The sequence below is a fragment of the Campylobacter sp. 19-13652 genome (genome assembly GCF_019702925.1).
Taxonomy (GTDB): Bacteria; Campylobacterota; Campylobacteria; order Campylobacterales; family Campylobacteraceae; genus Campylobacter_A.
In genome coordinates, this window is sequence record NZ_AP024713.1 from 633,628 (window position 1) to 656,384 (window position 22,757).

The window sequence follows — 22,757 nt, forward strand, 5'->3', positions numbered from 1 at the left end:
TATCCAAAGCTTAAAATTTATTACTTTTTAAAAATCCCACCAGCTGCCTTTTTTAGCTTTGAAAGCCCAAGCCTAACTCCGCTATATACCATAATTTTTGCCATGTGCTTATAGCGGCTTTTTTCATAGCAGGGATTTTTGCATTTTCTGCATTTTGGTTTTGGCTCATGCGGGCAGTTTTGTAGTCTTTTTAGCGCGTATTTAAGAGTGTCATCACACTCGCTACAAAGCCTTGTACATAGTGTTAAGTTTATATCTTTGTAGCTTATGTCTAAGCTTTTTTCTAGCTTTTTATCATTATGCTTTTCATCACAATAAATTTGTATAAATTTAACCAAAGTCTGCGCTTCTTGTCTGAATTTATCGCTATCCACGGCTACTCCTAATATTTTTAATAATTTTACCCAAGCAATCTGGACAAAATCCTTGATTTAAGTCAGCTTTTGATACAATTAGCCAAAAAAGGCAAACATGAACAAAAAGCTATTTTTACTCCCATTTTTAGGCGCTCTTAGTGCATTTGGACCATTTGTGCTAGATCTTTATCTGCCTGCTTTGCCACTTATTCAAAAATATTTTAGTACCTCTACATCCTACGCCCAGCTTACGCTTAGTACGACTATGGCTGGACTTGCGTTTGGGCAGCTTATAGCTGGACCATTAAGTGATAAATTTGGGCGCAAAATTCCACTTTTAATCTCACTCATGCTTTATACAATTAGTACGATTATTATATTTTTTACCCCAAGTATTGAGATTTTTATCGCTATGCGTGCGATTGAGGGGCTAGCAAGCGCTGGAAGCATCGTCATAGCTAGGGCGATAGTAGGTGATTTATATGAGGGGGAGGAGATGAGGAGATTTTTCTCACTTCTTGTAGTGATTAACTCCCTTGCGCCAATTTTTTCGCCTATAATAGGCTCTTTTATCCTCACTTTTGCTAGCTGGAGGGGCGAGTTTACCGTGCTTAGTGTGATAGGTGTTTTGCTTTTTATAGCTAGTTTTAAATTCCACGAGAGCCTGCCAAAAGGACGCAGGCTAAAAGGTGGTGTCTTGCAAAGCTATGGCGTGTATTTAAAGCTTATTTGTATGCGAGATTTTTTAGTGTTTGTCGCTATCTCAGCTGGGGCTTTGGATGCTATATTTACCTATATTTCAGCCTCGGCTTTTATCCTTGAGGATACTTATGGCTTTAGTCAGAGCCAGTTTGCCTTTGCCTTTGCGGCAAATGGTGCTGGCTTTGGAATAGCTGCTAGTTTAGCCTCTAGACTAAGCGCTAGGCAGGCTATGATATTTGGTGCTTTTTTGCTTATTTTTGCTGGTGTTTTTTTGGCTATTAGTTTGATTTTTAAATTTGACGCCATTTTTCTTATGACTTTGTTTTTTGCCGTACTTTTTAGTGCTGGCTTTATTTTACCAACGACATCGTTTTACGCTATTTCACTGGCTAAAAGCTACGCTGGCTCAGCCTCAGCTTTGCTTGGTTTTGCCGGATTTAGCATGGGCGGGATAGTCTCTGCTAGCATAGGTAGGGTTGAAATTTTTAACGGAGCCGCGGTCTCTTTTTTATTATGCTCTGCGCTTTGCTTTTTTGGGGTTGGTTTTGCCTATTTTAGGGGGCTTTTGCGATGATATATCTAGTCTCAAATACTATTTTTAAAGATGAAAATATAAAGCAAATTAGCCTTTTAGAGATAAAATTTTTTAGCTTTTATGTGAATTTAGATGCGTTTGAAGCCATTATAATAAGCTCAAAAAACAGCATAAATGCGCTTAAATTTAATGCCATTTTGCCAGCGAATGTGCCAGTTTTTGCCATATCAAAAGCAAGCGCAAAGGCTGCGTTTGATTTTGGATTTAGTGAGGTTTATGATTTTTCAGCTAGCGATGCGCGCGAGTTTTCGCAATTGTTGGAGCCTAAGATAAAGCAAAAGCGCGTGCTTTATCTTAGGGGCGAGGATGTGGCGTTTAATCTAGCTTTAAGTTTAAAAAATAAAGGCATCGAGGTATCTGAGCTAATCTGCTATAAAAATGAGCCTGTTAAAAGCCATATTCTAGCCTCACCAGAGCCAAAGAGCATTATAATTTTTGCGTCTGCTTTAAATTTTAAAGCCTTTTTTAATAAATTTGGCTTTAGCGATGATTACGTGGGTATTGCCATAGGTAAAAGCACGGCTTTAGCCATGAGTGAGCGTGGTGTGAGCTTTCAAATGCCACAAAATCCAAGCTTAAAAGAGTGCGTAAATTTAGCCAAAGCCATCGAAAATAAACTTGCTTCATCTAAAGAGAGGCTTAAATAATAGCCCTTTAGCTAGATTTTAAGCTAATTTTGTTTATAATTAGTTTGCCTGAGTGATTCGAGAGCGTCTTTTTGAGGGTCCAACATATGAGTATAGGCGATGATGTGCGAGGCTTGTGAGACGCGACCTTGCTTGACTTGCTAGCGCAAGGAGAGGCTGCGACCTAATGGCTGTGCCTAATCGCAAGATTGGCTTTTTCGGGCCGATTCTTACTACGCAACGGTCGCTTGGGTATCTACTTTGGAGAAATAATGAAAATTTTAATAATCGGAAATGGTGGCAGGGAGTATGCGCTAGGGCTTAGACTGCTTGCTGATACCGCAAAACATAATTTATTTTTTGCTCCTGGAAATGGCGCAACTACACGTCTAGGAAAAAATATCAAATTTAATAATCTTAATGAGCTTGCCCTATGGGCTAAAGATAATGCCATAGAGCTTACTATAGTCGGTGGCGAGGAACCGCTAAGCGCTGGAGTTGTGGATATATTTAAATCTTATGGCTTAGAGATTTTTGGGCCTAGTAAAGCTGCGGCTAGACTTGAGGCGAGTAAGGTTTTTATGAAGGATGTGCTAACTCGCGCTGGGGTACGCACGGCTAAGCATATAAGCACAAACGACATCGCTCAGGCGGATAAATTTATCGATGAGCAAGCTGCAAAAAATCGAAATGTAGTTGTAAAAGCTGACGGACTTTGTGCTGGAAAAGGCGTAATAATCGCCAAAAGCGCAGACGAAGCCAAAAATGCTGTACGTCAAATGCTAAGTGAAAATAGCTTTGGCGTAGCTGGTAGCAGGGTCGTGATTGAGGAGTATTTAGACGGATTTGAGCTTAGCTTTTTTGCTATTTGCGATGGCGAGCGATTTTCTAGCTTGCCAGTAGCGCAAGATCACAAAAGACTTCTTGATGGGGACGAGGGGCCAAATACTGGTGGAATGGGGGCTTATGCGCCAACTCCGCTAGCTAGCACAGAGCTTATAAAAAAGATAGAAAAAGACGTAATCGCACCTACGCTTAAGGCTATGAAAGAGCTAGACTGCGAGTTTTGCGGGGTGCTTTTTGCTGGGATTATGGTGGTGGATAATGAGCCAATCGTGCTTGAATTTAACGTCCGCTTTGGTGATCCAGAGTGTGAGGTTCTTATGCCTTTAATTGACGGCGAGTTAGCCGATGGGCTAGCAGCCGCTGCAAGAGGCGAGCTTGTTGAGTTTAAAATAAAAAAAGCCTATGCCGTTGGTGTAGTTATAGCTAGCCAAAACTATCCATATGGCGCTAGTGAGCCAGCTAAAATAACAGAGCCAGCTGAGCGCGAGGGAGCGTATATAGATTATGCTAGAGTGAGTGATGACAAGAGCGCTTTAATGGCAACTGGCGGGCGAGTTTGCGTTTGTGTAGGTGTTGCGCCTAGTATACAAGAGGCCGCAAATAATGCTTATTTGCTTGCTGGTGATGTCAAATTTAAAGGCGCAAAATATCGCAAAGATATAGCGTATCAGGTGCTTTGATGAATTTAGCAGATAGACTTGAGTTTGAGGGGCTAAAGGTAGCGTCGGTTAAAAAGCGTGCCTTTGCATTTATAATAGATGAGTTTATTATAAGCGTGCTTTTTTATATTATATATTATGACGCATTTTCGGTAGCTAGAGACTTTTTGGATATTAATGCGCTACTTACAAATTTAGTCTCGCAGGCGATACTGCTACGCGTGATTTATCAGACATTTTTTACTTGGTACTTTGGTGCGAGTCTTGGTAAAATGGCGGTTAAAATAGAGGTTATTGATGCAAATGGACTTTATAAACCAACTCTTGTTGCTAGCTTTTTAAGGGCGTGCATTAGGGCGATTAGCGAGATGTGCTTTTATCTTGGATTTTTGTGGGTGTTTAATAGCCCTGCTAGGCAGGCTTGGGAGGATTTGGTGGCTAAGACGGTGGTAATTGATGTTGGGTAGGAAAATATTATCTGCTTGCGCTTGTGTGGCAATTGCTAGTACTTTATCCGCAGAAACGGCGGAGATAATGGCAAAAAATGTCGTAAAAAATGGCGATATAATAGAGGCTAAAGAGCAGGTTTTACTGTTTTCCCCTACTTATCTTATTAGTGCTGATATGGCTAAGTATGACCAAAAAAACGGCATAGTCGAGCTTTTTGGTAATGTAAATATGATGCGTTCAAATACTGACGCTTCTAGGTCTAATTATGCTAGGATAAACTTAAACACCCATGATGTTAGCTTTAAGCGTATTTTTGGAGTAAATAAGCAAAATGAGGTTTGGTTGCGCTCTGATGAGGCATACTCTGAAAATAAAATTTACTACACCAAAAAAGTTACCGTCTCAAGCTGCAATGTAGCAGATCCAGACTGGTCCATAAATGCCAGTAGCGCAGAGCTAAAAGATGACTTCTTGCACCTTTATAATCCAGTTTTTAAAATAGGCGAAGTACCTGTATTTTGGCTTCCTTATTTTGCGTTTAACACCAATACAAAGCGGCGTACAGGGCTTTTATATCCTGATTTTGGTTATAGTAGAAGTGAGGGGTTTTACTACAGGCAGCCTGTGTATTTTGCTCCATCTGATAATTGGGATTGGCAGTTTGATCCGCAAATTAGGACTAAGCGAGGGCAGGGGCTTTATACTACTTTTAGGTTTGTTGACTCGCCTTATTCAAGTGGTGAGATAAGTGCTGGAGCCTTTCGCGATAGGAAAAATTTTAAAAACACAGACAATGTAAACTCAAAATACCGTACTCACAAAGGCTTTGGAGTAGAGTACTCACGTGATAGATTAATCGCTCATCTGCTAAGCCCAAAGGCACAAGAGGGCTTGTGGATAAATGCGACATTTTTAAACGATATAGAGTATTTGAATTTAAAAAATAGAGGCGATGATTATGATTCTTTGGTGGAGTCTAGGCTAAATTATTTTATGTCAAACTCAAAGCACTATGCTGGAATTTATGCAAAATATTACATAGATACGCAAAAAATAGGCTACGGTGTGCAAAATAAAGACACCCTTCAAGAGCTACCTAGCTTACAGTATCATAAATTTACAGACTCGTTTTTGCTTAGAAATCTCCTATATTCAGTTGATTTAAGCGCTCATAGATATGAAAGAGAGGTGGGCGTTACGGCTACTCAGTATGAGTTTAATGCCCCTATAAGCTTGCATTTGCCGCTATTAAATGAGGCTTTTACGCTTTCGCTTTATGAAAATATCTATGCAAGTCAGATAAATTATGGAGATAAGCGCACCAGCAAGGACGACAACAGCAAAGATAGGCATGCCCAAAGCTTTGAAAACTATCATAGATTTGTGCTTCATACCGATTTGGCTAGGCGATATGAGAGCTTTTTTCATACTTTAAATTTAGGCTTTGAATATATCCTGCCAGGCGAGTATAAGGGTGGAGATAATAGTGAGTTTATCTATGATGAAAATGGAAGGGAGTATGAGAACTTCCTATCTCAGGAGAAAAAGCGTGAGGAGGCAAGCTTATTTGCCACGCAGTATTTTTACAGCTCAAGTGGGAGAAAATTCTTAAGACATAGCGTATCTCAGGGATATTTAAGAAAAGACGGCAAATACTCAAGTCTAAAGCACTCTTTGCATTTTTATCCATTTAGCTGGCTTACGCTGTATAATAAATTTGAATATTCCCAGATAGAACATAGGCTAAACTCAATGCAAACAGGCATATCTGCAAGTGCTGAGATGGGAAGTATTGACTTTTGGCACACTATGCGTCGCACAAGCATTACAAATAAAAATAGCTCCCAAGCCAAAGAGAGCTACCTAAATGCAGCGGCTAGCATAAATTTACCACATCAATATAGCTTAAATGCCGGCATTCAATACGATAACGAAAGAGACTTTACCAAAATGTGGCGCGTTGGCATAGCGCACAGCCGCAAGTGTTGGAATTACTCTTTAGCATACAGATCAGACATAGAGCCGACAACTACAAGCGAGGGCGTGCGTGCAAGCCGCAAGCAGGGCGTATTTTTCAGTGTGGCGTTTTACCCTATGGGTGGGATACACTACTCATATTCTGTAAGTTCAGATAAAAACAGCACCGCCAATTAAAGGAGAAAAAGTGCAATATAGTATAGAAGTAAATAATCAAGTTGAAATTTATGATTTAAATAAAGTAGCAAAGCAAGCAGCTGGTGCGGTGCTTTTGCGAGTAAAAAATACAGTAGTCCTAGCCACAGTGGCTAGAGAGGATAAGCCTGTGGAGGAGGACTTTTTACCACTTACGGTACAATATCTTGAAAAGGCGTATGCAGCAGGTAAAATTCCAGGCGGATATGTCAAGCGAGAGACCAAGCCAGGGGAGTTTGAGACGCTTACTTCGCGTATTATAGACCGTAGTTTACGTCCGCTTTTTCCAAAGGGGTATGCTTATCCTACGCAGATTGTTGTCATGGTGCTTTCAGCCGATCCTGAAGTTGATTTACAGGTTGTTTCCCTAAATGCTGCAAGTGCTGCACTTTATCTAAGCGACATACCTATAAAAGCCCCAGTTTGTGGCGTGCGCGTGGGTAGGATAGAGGATAAGTGGGTGCTAAATCCTACTAATAGCGAGCTTGAGGAAAGCACATTAGACCTTTACGTGGCTGGGGTAAAGGATGAGCTTTTGATGATTGAGATGAGGGCTATTGCTAGTAAAAAGGACAATACTTCAGCCATTGTGGCGATAGATCCTATAATAGCTGATGCTATGTTTTGCTCGCCTCAGAGTATGAATGAGCTTTGCGAGGATGAGGTCGTAGAGGCTATTAAATTTGCCTCAGAAGCGATACTGCGAGGTTCTAGGGCTTATGAGGAGGCCTTTGCGCCACATAAAAAACCATCTGCAAATTTTGAGCTAAAGTCTGAGGTAGAAAATGAGCGTATAGCCTCGTATTTAAGGGAGTTTTATCTAAGTGAGATAAAAGACGCAATAAATCAAATGGCAAAATCAGAGCGCGCAAGCGAGCTTAACGCCATAGCCAAAAAAGTGGCAAGCGATGAGAGTGCGATAAATGAGGAGTGGAGTGAGGAGGAGATATCCAAGGTACTCTCAAAAGTAAAAAAAGAGATAGTAAGAGCGCAGATAATAAATGAAGGGCGCAGGGCTGATGGCAGGGCGCTTGATGAGGTTCGTCCTATCTCGATAGAGACAAATTTATTACCAAATGCCCACGGCAGCTGCCTTTTTACTAGAGGCCAGACGCAAGCCCTAGTCGTAGCTACGCTAGGCACTGACGGCGACGCCCAGCTAAGCGATAGTCTTACAAGCAAATCAGCCATTGTTGAAAGATTTATGTTTAATTACAACTTCCCAGGCTTTAGTGTGGGTGAGGCAAGTCCGCTAAAAGCTCCGGGTAGACGCGAGCTAGGGCATGGAAATCTAGCAAAAAGAGCGCTTGCGCCTAGTATAGATGAGAGCAATCCTTACACCATAAGGTTAGTTAGCGAGATACTGGAGAGTAATGGCTCAAGCTCTATGGCTAGCGTTTGTGGTGGTGCTTTGGCACTTCGTGCAGCTGGGGTGGAGACTTTAGAGCTTGTGGCTGGCGTGGCTATGGGGCTAGTATTTGAGGGCGATAAGCACGCTGTACTAACAGACATAATGGGGCTAGAGGATCACGATGGAGATATGGATTTTAAAGTCGCTGGACCTCGTGGAGGTATAACTGCGCTTCAGATGGATATAAAGCTGGGTGGAATTAGCCTAGAAGTGCTAAAAGAGGCGCTTGAACAGGCTAGAAAAGGGCGCGAGCATATATTAAATTTAATGCAAATTGCGGATAGTGAGATAGCTGTGAATGAAGACGTCCTTCCAAAGCTCGAGCTTTTTAGTGTGGATCCAAGTAAGATAGTTGACATCATCGGACAGGCTGGAAAGACGATAAAAGAGATAATCGAACGCTTTGGTGTAAGCGTGGATCTTGACCGTGAAAAGGGCGAGGTAAAGATTTCTGGCGATGACAGAAAAGGCGTTGACGGAGCAAAAAGCTACATCATAGAGCTAACCTCAAAGGGAGGCGACAGGGGAGCAAAAAGATTTAACGATAAAAGAGAAAGAGCGCCAAAGCCTATTTTTAACGTCGGAGATGAGATAGATGGTACTGTAAAAAGCGTCGTTGACTTTGGCGCATTTATCGAGATAGCTGCTGGCGTAGATGGTTTGCTTCACATTTCAAAGATCCGCTCTCCACTAGCGGTAGGCGATAAGGTGCGTGTAGTAGTAGCAGAACAAAAAGGCAATAAAATATCTTTAAATTTAGCGTAAAGGATGCGTTGTGAGAAGCAAAAAGCTATTTTTCCCTATCGGTGCTGGCGAGGATTATTATGAGAGATTTTATGGCGCACTGAGCGTTGCTAGGCATTTTTGCGCACATATGGAGGTGCTTTGTTGCTATCTTGACCCAGGTGAGGCTTATAATATGAAAAGCACCATGCGAGGAAGCGTACTTTATGAGCAGTTTTTGCGCTCCGCAAATGAGGAGCTTGATAGAGAGCATTCTCGAATTAGGGGACTTTTTGAGCGTGCAGCTAGCGAGCTTGGCGTGGTGGTGTCTGATAGTCCTATTGATAATATCGCAAGTGCAAATTTTGTCTTGCGTTCTGGCAATCGTAGCCGTCTAGTCGAGGCAGAGAGCCGATTTTGCGATTTAGTAGTAGCGGCTGTGCCATTTGATGGCAAGATTACTGGTACTTTTGAAGCTGCTACTATGAAAAGCGGCAAATCAGCCATTGTTATTCCTAGAAATTTAAAGGACTTTAAGGCGGATAGTATTTTGGTTAGCTGGACTGGTACGACTGCAAGCAGCGCGGCACTTACGGCCTCTGTGCCACTTTTAGAACAGGCTAGTAGAGTACACTGCATAACCTCAAAGGCGAGTCTAGGCGATGATGCTAGCATAAATTTGGCTCGCCTTGAGGAGTATTTTGCAATCCACGGCATAGAGGCTAGTTTTGAGATTATAGACACTACGGCTATACCTGGCGAGGCTTTGCTAAAGACCGCTAGAGAGGGTGAGTTTGACCTAGTTATAGCTGGCAAACAGGGAGAAAACGGCTTAAGAGAGATGTTTTTGGGAGGGACAGCTAAGTTTTTCTTAAAAAATACAGAAATTCCAGTCTTTATCTGATTTGTCCTTAGGTATTTAAACAGTTTTTGCTTTGGATAAATTTAATTTTTTACTTAACTTAAATTTATCCTAAATATCCTTTTTAAATTTAAAAAGGAATTAGAAAGACTTTAGTTCTTAACTCGGCTTTAAATTTATACAACTAAAATTCCACTAATCCCAAAATATTTATTGTTATCGTCTTTTTAAACAATACTATTGCTTTATAAATTTCAAAGACTTTGTTTTAAAAAACATTGCTTTTTAGTGACACTAAAGCAAGAGCGGTATCCATAATTTGTGCCAGTAGCATAAAGCATTACCGCCCTTGTTGCACAATGTTGGTACGATTTTTAGCACTTTGCAGTGACTCAGCGCAAAAATCTGGGGAACGCCCTTAAGTCCGGAGGACTTAGGACGACGACTGCTTTTATGCGGCTCGTATCGCTTTGCGATATACTTCGCTAACGTCCAGTTCCGCTTCGCTTCACCTAGAAACTGCGGCTATGCCTTGTTTTTGCTTTATGCACGCAGGGCAAGCAGTTGCCTTGCTAAGCCACTTTGTGGCTTGCATACGCTCCTGTGCTTTAAGCGAGTGAGCGAGCATATTTTCAGCTCACTGCGTTTACTTAGACCCAATGGGTTCAAGCCGCGAAGTGGAGCAGAAAGCAAAGCTTCTTTAAAACTTGCGGCTACGTCTTGTTTTAAAGAAGCTTCTCGTTTTGCTAAAGAAGCTAACGCTTTGCAAAGCAATGTGAGCGATGGCTAAGCCACTCATATACGTGGTACTGGCAAATTAAGCTTTTAAGAAAGTAATGCTTTTTTAAAACAGAGCCATTTCAACTATAACCCTACGTCACACATATGAGCGGCTTACTAATTGACTAGCTTACGTCTGGTTTTGCTTCGCTTTGATTGTTTTAAAGAAGCTATGATTTACCAAATAAACTTAGTCTTCACTTTAACACGTAGCAAGTATTGCCCTGATAAGCCATTGTGCGGCTCTCATGCACTCCTTTGCTGTTAGCAAAAGCAGATCTTCTTTAAGCCGCAGTTTATTTAAAACAAATGAAGTGCAGTTTCTGTGAAAACAAACGAAGTGTAAGTTTTTAAGGTAGTGCATAGTAGTAGTTTTTTAAAAAAACCATATTTTACTAAAGAAGCTTTGTTTTAAAAGGTTCTATTTTCTATGCTACTTTATGGTACAAGCTTGCCCAGCATAGACAAATTCTAGAAAAGCTGGACGCACTGGCATATCGCTACCTAATAAAAACAGCCTTAGATTACTAGGCTTTTCCTAAGAGAGTTTTTACTTAGCTCTGTAAATAGATAAAAAACATGCTTTAGTAGCAGTGACACCAAAAACCACTAGCATAAGTTTGCGCTTAGGCTTAAAATTCATGATTAAAATAACAGTATGTTTTTTTAAATAGTTTAGCAATGTGAGTATGGTTGAATGGAATTTGGCATAATTTATAAAGATTGTTTAGTTTTAAGGCGTTTAAAGGGTTGCTTTGGCTTTTTGTGGATTTTTAAGCTCATAAAATCAATTTTATGGAGTTTAGATTTTAGTATGTTATATAGTGTAAAAGCCCGATCTATTCGGGCTTTTGGATTACTTGTCTCTTATGCCTAATTCAGCTATAATTTTTGAGTATTTAGCGTAGTCTGTGCTTTTTAGGTATTTTAGTAGTCTTTTTCTGCGTCCGACTAATTTAAGTAGACCTAAACGAGATGAAAAGTCTTTTTTAAATACTTTTAAATGCTCTGTAAGATCGCTAATGCGGTTGCTTAATAGAGCTATTTGAACCTCTGGTGAACCAGTATCACCCTCTTTACGTGCAAATTTAGAGATAATCTCCGCTTTTTTCGCCGTATCCAAAGCCATAATAGACCTCCTGATTGGTAATTAAAATAGAGACGGAGTATACTGAAAATAAGCTTAAATATATATAAATTTAACCCAAAGTCAAAGCGCTTAAAAACTCTGTCTAGTGAAACAAAAAAGCAGGTTTTAAAAAAAAATTCAATATAATGATAAGCTTAAATTTTAAACAAGGATTTATATTGCTTTTTACAAAGGCCAGCGAGTACGCACTTTTATCGCTTATATTAATATCACAAAAGCCCGAGGCTACAGACGCTTTGAGTATAGCAAATGAGCTTGGTATATCAAAGAGCTTTTTGGCAAAGATACTTCAAAACCTAGCTAGGGCTAAAATACTACACTCATATAAAGGGGCAAATGGTGGCTTTACGCTTGCCGTAGCACCAGAGGAACTTAGCGTGCTTCGCATAATAGAAAGCGCAGAAAAGCGCCGTGCGAGCGTGTTTGACTGCTCTGCTGATGCGAGTGCTTGCCCAGGACAAAAGGCACCCATATGTCAAATTTGGCCGATGTTTACTGGCTTTCAGGCGCAGGTTGATGATATGCTAGAGTCTATTAAATTAAGCGACATCATCAAGGCCTCCTAACTTGGCAAAAAAAGAGACTATACTAACCCTAGTTGCCCCATACATAGCGCCGATACTTAAATTTAAAAGTCTAAGTATCGTTGGCGTCATAATCGCCATACTAGCCGTTATCATAGTCCCTTTGCCGTCTTTTGTACTGGATTTTTTGCTTTCGGTTTCGATTGCTATTTCAGTGCTTATTATACTCATTTCCATATATGTCCCACGCCCTACCGACCTTAGTACTTTTCCTACTTTGGTGCTTATTATCACGCTTTTTAGGCTATCTTTAAATATCGCCACAACCCGCATGATACTAAGTAAAGGGCATCTTGGCCCAGAAGCCGTAAGCGATATAATCGCTAGCTTTGGCGAGTTTGTCGTGGGCGGAAACTACGTCATAGGTATCATTGTTTTTTGTATTTTGGTACTTATAAATTTTATGGTTATTACAAAGGGTAGTACGAGGGTGAGTGAGGTGCAAGCTCGCTTTACACTAGATGCGATGCCTGGTAAACAGATGGCGATTGATGCGGATTTAAACGCTGGATTAATCGATGAAGCTACCGCAAAATCACGCCGTCAAGCCATAATCGCAGAGGCAAATTTTTACGGCGCGATGGACGGTTCGTCTAAATTTATAAAAGGCGATGCTGCAGCTGGCATTATCATCACTATTATAAATATCATCGGTGGCTTTGCGATAGGGGCTTTTCAGTATGATCTAGACCTTGCTACTTCGGCACAAAATTATACCATTTTAACCATAGGTGACGGACTAGTAAGCCAGATACCGGGGCTTATTACATCAACTGCTACAGCTATCATCATCACACGTGCTAGCAAGGAGGATTCGGCGAATTTTGCTGATGAGAGCATACATCAGCTTTTGGGGGATTATCGCATACTTTTTATAGTGGGTGGGATACTTGCTATGTTTGCTTTGGTGCCTGGACTTCCTACGCTTTCGCTTGGGTTTATAGCACTTATTTTTATAGGTATGGCTTTTTTAATGCGCCAAAGCGAGGGTACGCCTATTGTGCCTGGTCTTGCTAAATCCACGCAAGCTGGGGCGGCAAAATCTGGTGCAGGTGGCGCTTCTAGCGAGGCTGGTGTAAAGCCAGCTAAAAAAAGCGATGAGGAGATAGCTAGAGAGGAAGAGCAAAAGATAAATGATATTTTAAAGCTCGAAATTTTAGAGCTTGATTTAGGCTATAGTCTGCTTAAAATGGCTGAGACGGATCTTATAGAGCGCATCCGTGCAATACGCAGAAACATAGCCACGACTTTGGGCTTTTTAATGCCAAAAATTCGTATCCGAGACAATCTCCAGCTCTCTCCAAACGAGTATCAGTTTAAACTAAAGGGCGTGGTAATTGGCAAGGGTGAGGTCTATCCTGATAAATTCCTAGCTATGGATGGCGGACTTGTAACAGAGGACATTGAGGGCATACCTACAAAAGAGCCTGCTTTTGGGCTTGATGCGCTTTGGATTGATGCCAAAAACAAAGAGGATGCGTTATTAAACGGCTATACCACGGTTGATCCAGCAAGTGTGATAAGTACACATATGAGCGAGCTAATAAAGGCAAATGCAGCTGAAATCCTCACTCGTCAAGAGACACAAAATCTGCTCGATAAGCTAAAAAATGAGTATCCTGTACTAGTTGAGGACACTCTGCGAATAACTGGCGTCGCACTCGTGCAAAAGGTGCTTAGGGCACTATTAAAAGACGGCATACCGATAAAGGATATGCTAAGTATCCTTGAGGCGGTTAGTGATACGGCGGAAATTAGTAAGAATGTCGAATTTATCGTAGAGCATGTTAGGCACGCGCTTGCACGGGTTATTACCTCGCTTTATCTTAATGATAGTGGGCAGCTTGAGTTTTATGTATTAGAGCAAAACGCACAGCAAAAGCTAATGGAGGCTCTTAGCCAAAATAAAGACGGCAGTTACAGCCTAGCTATTAGCATAGCGCAGACTACGGCGCTAGTACAAGCGATAAAAAATGCATATGAAAAGCGTCCAGCTAGTCAGGTACATAATAAAATGGTGCTTTGTGTTGAGCCGGCCATTAGGAAAAATATAGACACGCTAACTAGCACTTATGGTATCGATGTTGCTGTTATTAGCGGTGCTGAGATAGCGCCAAATACGCCTTATGAGATAGTAGGCGTCATTGAAATACCAAATTTATAAGGAACATAATGAAAATTTTTCATCTCTCTCATACCGATTTAGACGGATATGGGGCGCAGTTTATAGTGGATTATTATTTTAAAGATGTGGAGTTTTTTAACTCAAATTACGGGCGTGAGATTGATGAGCAGTTTGGGCGGATTTTGGCTAGGCTTGATGGGCTAGGAGATGAAAAGGCTATCGTGCTTATAACCGACCTTAATCTAACCTTAGAGCAATGTGCTGAATTTGAGGAGAGAATAAAAGGCAAAAATGCAAAATTATTCTTACTTGACCATCACGCAAGCGGGGCTGAGTGCGCGAGCAAATATGAGTGGTATTTTTTAGATAGCTCACGCTGTGCGAGCAAGATTACGTATGATTTTTTCTCAAATATCTGTGGTAAAAGCGATTATTTAGAAAAAATAAGCGATGTGATAAATGCTGTGGATATTTGGCTAAAAGACAGCGAGCATTTTGAGATGGGTAAGGTGTGTTTAGGGCTAATTGCTGGCGCAAAAGAGATAAATAGGGTGATGTTTGAAAATCACAACAATAAATATATGTTTCATCTAATTAAAAGTGCGGCTAAATTTTTTAATGAAAAAAACGACTACATAGGGCTTGATAGTGCGGTACATACTATGAAAAAGGAATTTTTTAAAGATGCCAAAGACGACACGCTAAGCAATCTAATCTCAGCCTTTGTGGTTAGTAATCTAAGTAAAAATGCAGATAAGCTTAGCATATATTTTGAGGGCAAAAAAGGGCTTTTAACGTACAATATAGGCAATACTTCAGTTATCGGTAATGACTTTTTGGTTGCTAATGATGATTTTGATTTTTTCCTTGATGTTACGAGTAAAAAATCTATGAGCTTTAGAGCAAATGGAAAGTGCGATGTCGCAGCGCTTAGTAAGCGTTTAGTCGGCGGCGGCGGACACGTAAATGCAAGCGGAGGAATGTATGCTGGCTTTAAGGATGGCTTTAGCTATGAGATGATAAAGGCTCAAATTGATGAGCTTTTGGCCAAAAAAGAAAAGGAGAACGTATGAGAGAAAATGAGATAAGTATAGAGGAGCTTAGCTATGAGCTAAGCATCGTGCTGGACGGACTTTTATACTACGCAGGTGTGGCAAAAACAGACCTTGAAGAGGTGGCAAATTTATACGTTGAGTGTAGTGATGAGGCGTTAGAGGGTAGCGACGCACAGGGCGTTGATGAAGTCATTGTGATAGTTGAATATCTAAAACAAAAATATCCACAATATTTTAAGAAAAAGGGGAAATAATGAAAAAAATAGTAGCGTTTTTTATGGCTGGTTTGGCTGGTGCTTTGCTGGCAAGCGATTTAAGCGTGACAAAGGGCAGCTACGAGTATGCTTATGGGCTTTATAAGCATGGTAAATTTGATGAGGCGTATGCGGATTTTAGCTCACTTTGTAAAAATGGCAGCGATAAATCCTGCTCTATGAAGGCGATAATGGATTTTAATGGCGAGGGTGTAGTTGCTAATAAAGAGGCTGCTATTAATGAATTTAAATCGCTTTGTGATAAAAACGAAGCCATGGCTTGCGGTAAACTCGGCGAGCTGTATACCTATGGATACGATAGGAAAAATGTAAAATTAGAGCAGATTGAAGCTGTGCTTAAAAAGGCGTGCGAGGGTGGCTACGCGCCGTCTTGTGATTTAGCAAAGTAGGTGCGATATGCGTTATTTGCGTAAGGATTTGCTCGGTATTGAGGATTTAAGCGCTGACGAGATACTCTATTTTTTAGATTCCGCTAATGAATTTAAACGCCTAAATTCAGGTGATTTTAAAAAGGCAGATCATCTGCGTGGTAAGACCACGATAAATGCCTTTTTTGAAAACTCTACCCGCACTAGAACGAGCTTTGAGATAGCGGCAAAGCGACTGGGAGCGGACGCGATAAATTTCACCGCCGCTAGCTCAAGCGTGAGCAAGGGCGAGACGCTCATTGACACTATCGCAAATTTAACAGCGATGAAAAGCGACATCATCGTCATCCGCCACCCAAGCAGCGGAGCGGCCGAGCTAGTGGCAAAGCACACAGACGCCTGCGTCGTAAATGCAGGCGACGGCACTCACGCTCACCCCAGCCAAGCCCTGCTAGATCTTTTCACCCTGCGTGAAGCGGGCAAGCTAAAGCCAGGAGCAAAAGTCGCTATCATTGGCGACATCGCTAGAAGCCGTGTGGCACGCTCAAACATCTGGGGGCTGGCTAAATTTGACATTAAGCCCACGCTTTTTGCCCCTGCGATGATGATGCCACTGGGCGTAGAGAGCTTTGGCTGCCCTGTGGCACAAAATATGGAGCAGGCCTGCGAGGGTGCGGACGTGATAATGATGCTGCGGATTCAGCTTGAACGTGGCGGCGATGATGTCGCTTTTCCTTCAAGCCGAGAGTATTCTAAATTTTTTGGGCTAAACAGAGCTAGACTTGCCCTAGCTAAGCCTGACGCCCTAGTCCTGCACCCAGGCCCCATAAATAGGGGCGTAGAGATAAACTCAGACGTGGCCGATAGCCTAAACTCCCGCATACTAGACCAGGTCGAAAACGGCGTGGCGGTGCGTATGGCGATACTCTCAAGCCTAATAAATAATGGAAAATAGACGATGAAAACACTGATAAAAAACGGCATTTTGGTAAATTCAGACGGCAAGGTAAGGGCAAATTTATTAATAGAGAATGAAAATATAAGCGAGATAACGCAGGCTAGCCCAGACGCAGATCTCGTCATCGACGCTAGTGGCAAGCTCGTCCTGCCAGGGCTAATCGATATGCACGTGCATTTTCGTGACCCTGGGCTTGAGTATAAAGATGACATAGAAAGCGGCTCAAGGGCGGCTGTGGCTGGGGGCGTAACGACCTGTCTGCCGATGGCAAACACAAACCCAGTCAATGACACCGCCTACATCACGGCTGCGATGATAGCCAAGGCAAAGGCGGTGGGGCTAATCGACCTGCTGCCAATAGCGGCGATTAGCAAGCATTTAAAGGGCGATGAGCTAGTGGAAATGGGCGATCTGATCGCAGCTGGAGCGGTGGCGTTTAGCGATGACGGACTGCCAGTGTCTAGCTCGTCCGTGATGCGTGCGGCACTTGAGTATTCAAAGCAGTTTAATAGCTTTTGCATTAGCCACAGCGAGGACTGCTCGCTCTGCCGCAGCGGCGTGATGCACGAGGGCAGGGTATCGGCACTTTTAGGACTGCGTGGAATGGCAAGAGAAAAGGAAGAAATCAGCGTCAGTCGTGATATGCTCCTAGCCAAGCTAACTGGCGGACACGTGCATATCGCTCACGTAAGCTCAGCCTACTCGCTAAAAATCATCGAAATGGCTAAGCGTGATGGCATAAACATCACCTGCGAGGCCACGCCACACCACTTTAGCTTTAGCGATGATGAGCTTTTGGCAAACCGCTATGATGCGAATTTTAAAATGTCGCCGCCGCTGCGTGAGATAAGCGACGTGCAGGCGATTCGTGCAGCTCTTAAAAGCGGGCTAATCGACGTCATCGCCACCGACCACGCCCCACACCACAGCGATGAGAAAGTGGTTGAATTTGACAAGGCGCCATTTGGCATTATAGGGCTGCAAACACTCGTGCCGCTTACTTTGGGGCTGGTGCGTGATGGCGTCATAGATGAGTGCGATATGGCTAGGCTTACTTCGGCAAATCCTGCTAGGATTTTAAATTTAAAAAGCAAAGGCAGGCTGGAGGCTGGCTATCTAGCCGACATCGCTATCATTGACCCTGAGCTAGAATACACCTACGATGAGCGCATAAATCGCTCTAAGTCAGTTAACTCTCCACTTTTTGGCAAGCGTCTGCGTGGGGCTTGCGTGGCGACCTTTAAAAACGGACGGCAGGTGTTTAGCTGGGCGGAGCTTGGGCTGTAGCGAGTGCTTTAATCCGCTAACCCTGAGGGCTTTAGCTTTAAAGCCCTTTTTAAATTTTATGAGCTTATGGCAAACACGGAGCCTTCTATTCTAGCGTGTATTTATGGCTTTATATTAAATTTAATATTCGTTGCACCTAGACCAAACGGATTTTGCGCTAAGTGGGACATAAAACAAAGATTTTAACTTAAACCCCTATTAAACCCCAATACTTAAAATGTGTTTTTGTATTATTTCCTCTTAATCTTACTGTATCTAAGGCTAAAATTATAAATACAATCAACTTTTGATTTTAGTTTTTGTAGGTAACCAAGTTTTTTATTTGTGGCTATAAGCGACTTTTCTAATTCATTTAGCCTTTTGTTTATGCCTGATAACTTTATAAAAATCAGCCAATTAATGGTAAGCTCTTTTAAAGCAGTCATAATCTCATTCTCGCTTTTGCTAATCTTAGTAAGTAGTGTAAAAGCCCTATCTGAGATTTGCCAGTTATGGTAGTGTGGTAAAACTCACTTTCTACGTCACTGCCCTCAGTTTGTTTTCTTTCATAGATTGCATATTCGCCCTGCAAAAGCTTTGGCTTTTTGAGCACCGCAAGGCAAAGCCATACCAATGACATTATTATTGCCTAGTTTATTCCTTATTAGTGTTTTTGCCATTACTTATTTTCCTCCCATTAATGCGTCAAATTTTAAGCTTAAATATTCACATTTGGTATCTATATCATAGCCACAATCAAAATTACCGATAATAGCAGTCTCTAAATCGCTTATACCTTTTGCGGTATTAATATGTGGCAAATGAACCATAATCGATAATCGTCCTGTAACGTCTTTTTTGCCAACAATTAGCTTTTTTAAAATGAAGTTTTTTAAAACAACAACCTCTTTAAAAACCGCAACCATGCCTTGTTTTACAAAAGCTCTGTTTTTCTTACACTACAGAAGCGTATGAAAGCTGAAAATAACTTATTGCTATGCGTGTATTAAGTTGTGCTAAGTTTCTTTGAATAATAAAAACATCTACTCAAATTGTGAGGGCAACAAGCCCATTAAGGCAGAGATTTACTAAAGAATCTCACCTAAAGGCTTGCTTTACTAAAGAAAGTCGCTTAAAAGCTCCTTTTGCCTGGGTTGGTGGTAAATCAAAGCTAGCCAAAGAGATCACATCATTTATGCCAGAGCATAAAACTTATGTCGAGGTTTTCCAGTTCCTCTTCGCTTCACCTAGAAACATCGGCTACGCCGACCGCATACGCTTGTTTTCACAGAAACTTCGCTTCGCTTGTTTTCGGTGGAGCTTTAAGCGTATTTTATGCCAAAGCACCCAGCAAATGTGAGATAGTAAATGATATAAACTCTGAGCTAATTAACCTTCACAAAATAATCCGCTCACGTCCTGCTAGCCTAGCTGGGTGCCTAAACACTATGCTAAAAAGCAGAGAGCTTTTTAACGACATCAGGCACGCTAGGCTAAAGCCAAGGGGCAAGATAGAAGCAGCGGCATTTTACTTTTACCGCATAGCCTTAAGCTTTGGGGCAAAGGGCGAAAACTATGCAAAGGCTAGGAGTGCTGGTGGGATTTATAGGGAGTTTAGCTTGCACGCACGCAGACTAAAAAGGGCTAGCATTGAAAATCTTGATTACAAGACGCTTATTACTCGCTATGATGCCCCTGATACGCTCTTTTATCTTGATCCACCATACGTGGGGACTGAGAGCTATTATAAAAACACAGACGGCTTTGGGTTAGCTGAGCATAAAAGGCTGGCTGAGATTTTAAGGAGCATAAATGGTAAGTTTATCCTAAGCTATAATGACTGCAAACTAGTGCGGGAGCTTTACGCAGGCTTTAAATTTAAAGAGCTAAAAACTGATTATAGCCTAAACGCACTAAGCAAAAACAGGGAAAAAACCGAGCTTTTAATAATGAATTTCTAGCTTTTTAAAAGGGGTTTAAAGCCCCTTTGAATTTGTTCTAGCGTAGTTTAAGCAAAGGTCAGGATGTGGGTTGGGTTGTTGGGATATTTGGATAAATTTAACCCTAAAGCTTAAACCGAAAAATGTAAAAAATTGACGTTTCAAATCTAAATAATTTTATGGATTTTTATCATAGTTGGATTTGAAACGTTGATTGAAAATTTACTAAGTGTGCAATATTTGTATAAAATTAAATTTATATTAAAGCCATAAAATAAATAGACCATCTTGCTTTTAGATCAAGGTAATGATTTATACTAGCTGTGGCGACATATTCGAATTTTTGAGATTTTGCTTTTGATTTTTGTGGCCAGTCTGTTTTTGCCTAGCAGATAAATTTCCTTATAAAACCTAATAAATTTCGACTGCTTTTTGACATAAATTGCCGCAAACACCTGCTCCAAATCCGCCTTTTCCTTATGTGTTAGTCCGTTCATTTCTCGCTCTTTTCTAGCTTTTTTATCTTTTTAATCACAAACAGCACATCCTCATCATCTAGCTCGCAGAGCATTTGGCACACAGCGGCGGCGGCTTGGGGGTTTGAGTTTCCCAATCGCCAGTCCTGATACGTTCGCATAGATACGCCCAGCTGCCTAGCCATAGTTGACTGTGAGATTTTTTTTCCCATATTTTTGGCCTCTAGTGCGTTGTGTAAGATATTAAAGATGTTGCTCGTTTTAAACATGGGCGATATTATACGTTATTATTCTTTAAATACGAATTAAATATTATATTTTATTATTAAAATAGTATGTTATATTTAAATAAACTTATATTTTATCTATTATTATCAGTAGAATATACGTAAAAATGTATAAAATAAAATGTATCGGCACGCAATAATAGCTTTTTGGATTAAGTTTTGTGTATATATCCACTTTTGTATGAGCTGGCGTTAAGCTTTTAATTGGCGAGAATAAATCAAATTTCTATTAGCATAAGTCCCTAGTAATCGTATTTTTGTGCTACTTGTGAACGTAAATAATTATACTTTTGATACTATTATGAGTAATTGAGCTTGGTAACGTGCTATAAGCTTATGGGGCTTAAAAAATAAATCGCATCATGGCGATGGTTATTTTTTATAAAAGGCTTGATAGTAGATTAGGCTATCTCATTAAACTAATTTAAAAGTTGAGGGGGGGGGGTATAAAATGATTAATTTAATCATGGTTTTATAAAAATATCTAGCACTTTATAACTTATATTGCTAAGTTTTTTAAATTTTTATGTGAAATTCTTTAAAAATTTAAGTTTTTGATTTTAAAATTTTTACATGAAAATTTAAAAAATACCGATAAATAGGGCTATAAAACTTTAGTGTATAAGACTAAATAAAAATAAATTAAAAAATTTAATCTTAGCCCTTGACAAAGATAGGCTAAAGTTGTATAATATCGCTAGCAATTTAAAATAAAGAGTGCTAATAAATAAAATAGCGAGGGTGGAATGAATAAGCTTGATAAAAGAGATTTAATACTTAGATCTATCATTGAAGCATATTTAAACCAAAATCTCCCTATTGGCTCGGCTGAACTTGGCACTAGAATGAGCGAAGCCATACCAGCCTCGACTATTAGAGTTTATTTTAAAAAGCTCTCAGACGAGGGCGAAATCACCCAGCTACACATCAGTGGAGGACGTATACCAACGCATTCGGCTATGAGGCGTTACTGGAGCAACGAGTTTAGCGGATTTTTGCCTGAAATTTATATAGATGATGAGAGGGCTTTAAGCCTGCTTTGTGAAAAATTTGGGGTGTATTGTATGGTGTTTGCCTCGTCAGCTCAGAGTCTAAAAGATGTTTTAAACTTAAATGATAAATTTATAGTTTTAGAGTTTGATAATGATGAGCTTGTTATTAAATTTGATGCTAGGGTGCAGAAGTTTTTGGCAAATTTAAAAGGTGTTAGTTTAGATCAGCTTGAGGAGTTTAGCGCTCAGGTTGGTCTAAGCGAACTTAGAAGCAAAATAAGGGAGCTAAAACGTACAAAAATTTACTTTCAGGCAAATGAAATAGTTGCTTTTAAAATGTTTGGCGATAATAGATTTAAGGCGCTACTTGAGCCATCGGTTGCTAGCATTTTATCGGAGCCGCTTACGTTTTCGCCGATATTTGAAAGTGGTTATATGGGGCTAAAGCTGCCAGTTAACTTTCAGGATAAAGGTGCGACTTTGGTTTGCGCGGGAAGTGTTTATGTGGATTATTTAAATTTTTTAAATCAAATTAAGGAGGCAGCGTGAATGAAGAGATAAACAGTGAGCAGGCTGAAATATCAAGCGAACAAGCGCAGACCCAAAATAGTGATGAGAGCATAAATTTAGATGCCTTAAAATCAAACGATAAGGCTTTGGAGCTTGAGAGTAAGCTAGCGGAGATGACGGATAAGTTTTACAGAGCCAACGCAGACTTTGAAAACCTAAAAAAACGCACCGAAAAGGAAAAGGCAGACATCGCAAGCTATGCAAATGAGAAATTTGCTAGGGATTTGCTAGGCGTGCTTGACGCACTGCAAATGGGTGCTAGCTTTGAGCCAGCTGATGAGTTTGGCGCTAAGATAAAAGAGGGCATCGAGCTTAGCATAGCGGAGTTTATAAAAGCGCTAGCCAAGCACGGCGTAAGCGAAGTGGAGGTGGGCGGCGAGTTTGACCCAAATATCCACAACGCCGTAATGCACGTCGATAGCGATGAACACGAAAGCGGGGCGATAGTGCAGGTGCTGCAAAAAGGCTATAAGATAAATGATAGGGTTTTACGCCCAGCGATGGTAAGTATCGCAAAATAAATTTAAAT

At 40.8% G+C, this 22,757-nt stretch carries 22 protein-coding genes and 1 pseudogene; 17 read left to right on the plus strand and 6 right to left on the minus strand.

The window, feature by feature from the left end:
- Nucleotides 1–20 precede the first annotated feature (20 nt).
- The gene (locus LBC_RS03045) at nucleotides 21–374 is read right to left on the minus strand and encodes a nitrous oxide-stimulated promoter family protein (protein WP_221254637.1); all 354 of its coding nucleotides are present in this window, start codon (nucleotides 372–374) and stop codon (nucleotides 21–23) included.
- Between the two features lie 97 nt (nucleotides 375–471).
- Between LBC_RS03045 and LBC_RS03050 the strand changes: the two genes are divergently transcribed.
- The 7 genes from LBC_RS03050 to LBC_RS03080 all read left to right on the plus strand — a co-directional run bounded on the left by LBC_RS03050 (nucleotide 472) and on the right by LBC_RS03080 (nucleotide 9,444).
- Complete coding sequence (locus LBC_RS03050; protein WP_221254638.1) at nucleotides 472–1,632, plus strand: Bcr/CflA family efflux MFS transporter; 1,161 nt, start codon at nucleotides 472–474, stop codon at nucleotides 1,630–1,632.
- The gene (locus LBC_RS03055; protein ID WP_221254639.1) at nucleotides 1,629–2,300 is read left to right on the plus strand and encodes a uroporphyrinogen-III synthase; all 672 of its coding nucleotides are present in this window, start codon (nucleotides 1,629–1,631) and stop codon (nucleotides 2,298–2,300) included. Before LBC_RS03050 ends, LBC_RS03055 begins: the two co-directional genes overlap by 4 nt.
- Before the next feature lie 251 nt (nucleotides 2,301–2,551).
- Nucleotides 2,552–3,805, plus strand: coding sequence for a phosphoribosylamine--glycine ligase (purD, locus tag LBC_RS03060; protein WP_221254640.1), 1,254 nt, complete (start codon nucleotides 2,552–2,554; stop codon nucleotides 3,803–3,805).
- Nucleotides 3,805–4,251, plus strand: coding sequence for an RDD family protein (locus LBC_RS03065; RefSeq protein WP_221254641.1), 447 nt, complete (start codon nucleotides 3,805–3,807; stop codon nucleotides 4,249–4,251). Before purD ends, LBC_RS03065 begins: the two co-directional genes overlap by 1 nt.
- Entirely contained in the window at nucleotides 4,241–6,388 is a 2,148-nt protein-coding gene (locus LBC_RS03070) for an LPS-assembly protein LptD (RefSeq protein WP_221254642.1), read from the plus strand. Before LBC_RS03065 ends, LBC_RS03070 begins: the two co-directional genes overlap by 11 nt.
- A 10-nt stretch (nucleotides 6,389–6,398) precedes the next feature.
- Nucleotides 6,399–8,582 carry a polyribonucleotide nucleotidyltransferase gene (locus LBC_RS03075; protein ID WP_221254643.1) on the plus strand — a complete coding sequence of 728 codons (2,184 nt, stop codon included), beginning with the start codon at nucleotides 6,399–6,401 and terminating at the stop codon, nucleotides 8,580–8,582.
- A 10-nt stretch (nucleotides 8,583–8,592) separates the two neighbouring features.
- Nucleotides 8,593–9,444, plus strand: coding sequence for a universal stress protein (locus LBC_RS03080; RefSeq protein WP_221254644.1), 852 nt, complete (start codon nucleotides 8,593–8,595; stop codon nucleotides 9,442–9,444).
- A gap of 1,594 nt (nucleotides 9,445–11,038) precedes the next feature.
- Here LBC_RS03080 and rpsO read toward each other — a convergent pair.
- Nucleotides 11,039–11,311 (minus strand): 30S ribosomal protein S15, encoded by a 273-nt coding sequence (gene rpsO, locus LBC_RS03085; RefSeq protein ID WP_221254645.1) that lies wholly within the window; start codon nucleotides 11,309–11,311, stop codon nucleotides 11,039–11,041.
- A 179-nt stretch (nucleotides 11,312–11,490) separates the two neighbouring features.
- Between rpsO and LBC_RS03090 the strand changes: the two genes are divergently transcribed.
- The 7 genes from LBC_RS03090 to LBC_RS03120 are packed head-to-tail and all read left to right on the plus strand — an operon-like array spanning nucleotide 11,491 to nucleotide 17,984.
- The gene (locus LBC_RS03090) at nucleotides 11,491–11,898 is read left to right on the plus strand and encodes an Rrf2 family transcriptional regulator (RefSeq protein WP_221254646.1); all 408 of its coding nucleotides are present in this window, start codon (nucleotides 11,491–11,493) and stop codon (nucleotides 11,896–11,898) included.
- Nucleotide 11,899: 1 nt separating this feature from the next.
- Nucleotides 11,900–14,080, plus strand: coding sequence for a flagellar biosynthesis protein FlhA (gene flhA / locus LBC_RS03095; protein ID WP_221254647.1), 2,181 nt, complete (start codon nucleotides 11,900–11,902; stop codon nucleotides 14,078–14,080).
- 8 nt (nucleotides 14,081–14,088) lie between these two features.
- On the plus strand, nucleotides 14,089–15,114 hold the full coding sequence (locus LBC_RS03100; protein WP_221254648.1) for a DHH family phosphoesterase: 1,026 nt from the start codon (nucleotides 14,089–14,091) through the stop codon (nucleotides 15,112–15,114).
- The gene (locus tag LBC_RS03105) at nucleotides 15,111–15,350 is read left to right on the plus strand and encodes a hypothetical protein (protein WP_221254649.1); all 240 of its coding nucleotides are present in this window, start codon (nucleotides 15,111–15,113) and stop codon (nucleotides 15,348–15,350) included. Before LBC_RS03100 ends, LBC_RS03105 begins: the two co-directional genes overlap by 4 nt.
- Entirely contained in the window at nucleotides 15,350–15,760 is a 411-nt protein-coding gene (locus tag LBC_RS03110; RefSeq protein WP_221254650.1) for a sel1 repeat family protein, read from the plus strand. Before LBC_RS03105 ends, LBC_RS03110 begins: the two co-directional genes overlap by 1 nt.
- 7 nt (nucleotides 15,761–15,767) lie before the next feature.
- Nucleotides 15,768–16,694 (plus strand): aspartate carbamoyltransferase catalytic subunit, encoded by a 927-nt coding sequence (locus tag LBC_RS03115; protein ID WP_221254651.1) that lies wholly within the window; start codon nucleotides 15,768–15,770, stop codon nucleotides 16,692–16,694.
- 3 nt (nucleotides 16,695–16,697) lie between these two features.
- Nucleotides 16,698–17,984: a dihydroorotase gene (locus tag LBC_RS03120; protein WP_221254652.1), complete on the plus strand. Its 1,287-nt coding sequence runs from the start codon at nucleotides 16,698–16,700 to the stop codon at nucleotides 17,982–17,984.
- A 421-nt stretch (nucleotides 17,985–18,405) separates the two neighbouring features.
- On the opposite strand, the gene LBC_RS03125 is transcribed toward LBC_RS03120, so the two are convergent.
- Nucleotides 18,406–18,603: a hypothetical protein gene (locus LBC_RS03125; protein WP_221254179.1), complete on the minus strand. Its 198-nt coding sequence runs from the start codon at nucleotides 18,601–18,603 to the stop codon at nucleotides 18,406–18,408.
- Nucleotides 18,604–18,646: 43 nt separating this feature from the next.
- On the minus strand, nucleotides 18,647–18,889 hold the full coding sequence (locus LBC_RS03130) for a hypothetical protein (protein ID WP_221254178.1): 243 nt from the start codon (nucleotides 18,887–18,889) through the stop codon (nucleotides 18,647–18,649).
- Nucleotides 18,890–18,996: 107 nt separating this feature from the next.
- Between LBC_RS03130 and LBC_RS03135 the strand changes: the two are divergent.
- Nucleotides 18,997–19,924: pseudogene (locus tag LBC_RS03135) on the plus strand (DNA adenine methylase).
- A 296-nt stretch (nucleotides 19,925–20,220) separates the two neighbouring features.
- Here the strand turns inward: LBC_RS03135 and LBC_RS03140 are convergent.
- Both LBC_RS03140 and LBC_RS03145 read right to left on the minus strand, forming a co-directional pair.
- Nucleotides 20,221–20,400: a hypothetical protein gene (locus LBC_RS03140; protein ID WP_221254653.1), complete on the minus strand. Its 180-nt coding sequence runs from the start codon at nucleotides 20,398–20,400 to the stop codon at nucleotides 20,221–20,223.
- Nucleotides 20,397–20,648 carry an XRE family transcriptional regulator gene (locus LBC_RS03145; RefSeq protein ID WP_221254654.1) on the minus strand — a complete coding sequence of 84 codons (252 nt, stop codon included), beginning with the start codon at nucleotides 20,646–20,648 and terminating at the stop codon, nucleotides 20,397–20,399. Before LBC_RS03145 ends, LBC_RS03140 begins: the two co-directional genes overlap by 4 nt.
- 764 nt (nucleotides 20,649–21,412) lie before the next feature.
- Here LBC_RS03145 and LBC_RS03150 point away from each other — a divergent pair.
- Both LBC_RS03150 and grpE read left to right on the plus strand, forming a co-directional pair.
- Nucleotides 21,413–22,207 carry an HrcA family transcriptional regulator gene (locus LBC_RS03150; protein ID WP_221254655.1) on the plus strand — a complete coding sequence of 265 codons (795 nt, stop codon included), beginning with the start codon at nucleotides 21,413–21,415 and terminating at the stop codon, nucleotides 22,205–22,207.
- On the plus strand, nucleotides 22,204–22,749 hold the full coding sequence (gene grpE / locus LBC_RS03155) for a nucleotide exchange factor GrpE (RefSeq protein ID WP_409240986.1): 546 nt from the start codon (nucleotides 22,204–22,206) through the stop codon (nucleotides 22,747–22,749). Before LBC_RS03150 ends, grpE begins: the two co-directional genes overlap by 4 nt.
- Nucleotides 22,750–22,757: the final 8 nt, after the last annotated feature.

Bases quoted from the DNA above. Each gene is read 5' to 3' on its own strand.
- rpsO (WP_221254645.1), bottom strand. From the start codon at position 11,311: ATGGCTTTGGATACGGCGAAAAAAGCGGAGATTATCTCTAAATTTGCA.
- LBC_RS03070 (WP_221254642.1), top strand. From the start codon at position 4,241: ATGTTGGGTAGGAAAATATTATCTGCTTGCGCTTGTGTGGCAATTGCT.
- LBC_RS03145 (WP_221254654.1), bottom strand. From the start codon at position 20,648: ATGTTTAAAACGAGCAACATCTTTAATATCTTACACAACGCACTAGAG.
- LBC_RS03055 (WP_221254639.1), top strand. From the start codon at position 1,629: ATGATATATCTAGTCTCAAATACTATTTTTAAAGATGAAAATATAAAG.
- LBC_RS03115 (WP_221254651.1), top strand. From the start codon at position 15,768: ATGCGTTATTTGCGTAAGGATTTGCTCGGTATTGAGGATTTAAGCGCT.
- purD (WP_221254640.1), top strand. From the start codon at position 2,552: ATGAAAATTTTAATAATCGGAAATGGTGGCAGGGAGTATGCGCTAGGG.
- LBC_RS03050 (WP_221254638.1), top strand. From the start codon at position 472: ATGAACAAAAAGCTATTTTTACTCCCATTTTTAGGCGCTCTTAGTGCA.
- LBC_RS03065 (WP_221254641.1), top strand. From the start codon at position 3,805: ATGAATTTAGCAGATAGACTTGAGTTTGAGGGGCTAAAGGTAGCGTCG.
- LBC_RS03100 (WP_221254648.1), top strand. From the start codon at position 14,089: ATGAAAATTTTTCATCTCTCTCATACCGATTTAGACGGATATGGGGCG.
- LBC_RS03130 (WP_221254178.1), bottom strand. From the start codon at position 18,889: ATGGTTGCGGTTTTTAAAGAGGTTGTTGTTTTAAAAAACTTCATTTTA.
- LBC_RS03140 (WP_221254653.1), bottom strand. From the start codon at position 20,400: ATGAACGGACTAACACATAAGGAAAAGGCGGATTTGGAGCAGGTGTTT.
- LBC_RS03120 (WP_221254652.1), top strand. From the start codon at position 16,698: ATGAAAACACTGATAAAAAACGGCATTTTGGTAAATTCAGACGGCAAG.
- LBC_RS03110 (WP_221254650.1), top strand. From the start codon at position 15,350: ATGAAAAAAATAGTAGCGTTTTTTATGGCTGGTTTGGCTGGTGCTTTG.
- LBC_RS03125 (WP_221254179.1), bottom strand. From the start codon at position 18,603: ATGTCATTGGTATGGCTTTGCCTTGCGGTGCTCAAAAAGCCAAAGCTT.
- LBC_RS03150 (WP_221254655.1), top strand. From the start codon at position 21,413: ATGAATAAGCTTGATAAAAGAGATTTAATACTTAGATCTATCATTGAA.
- LBC_RS03105 (WP_221254649.1), top strand. From the start codon at position 15,111: ATGAGAGAAAATGAGATAAGTATAGAGGAGCTTAGCTATGAGCTAAGC.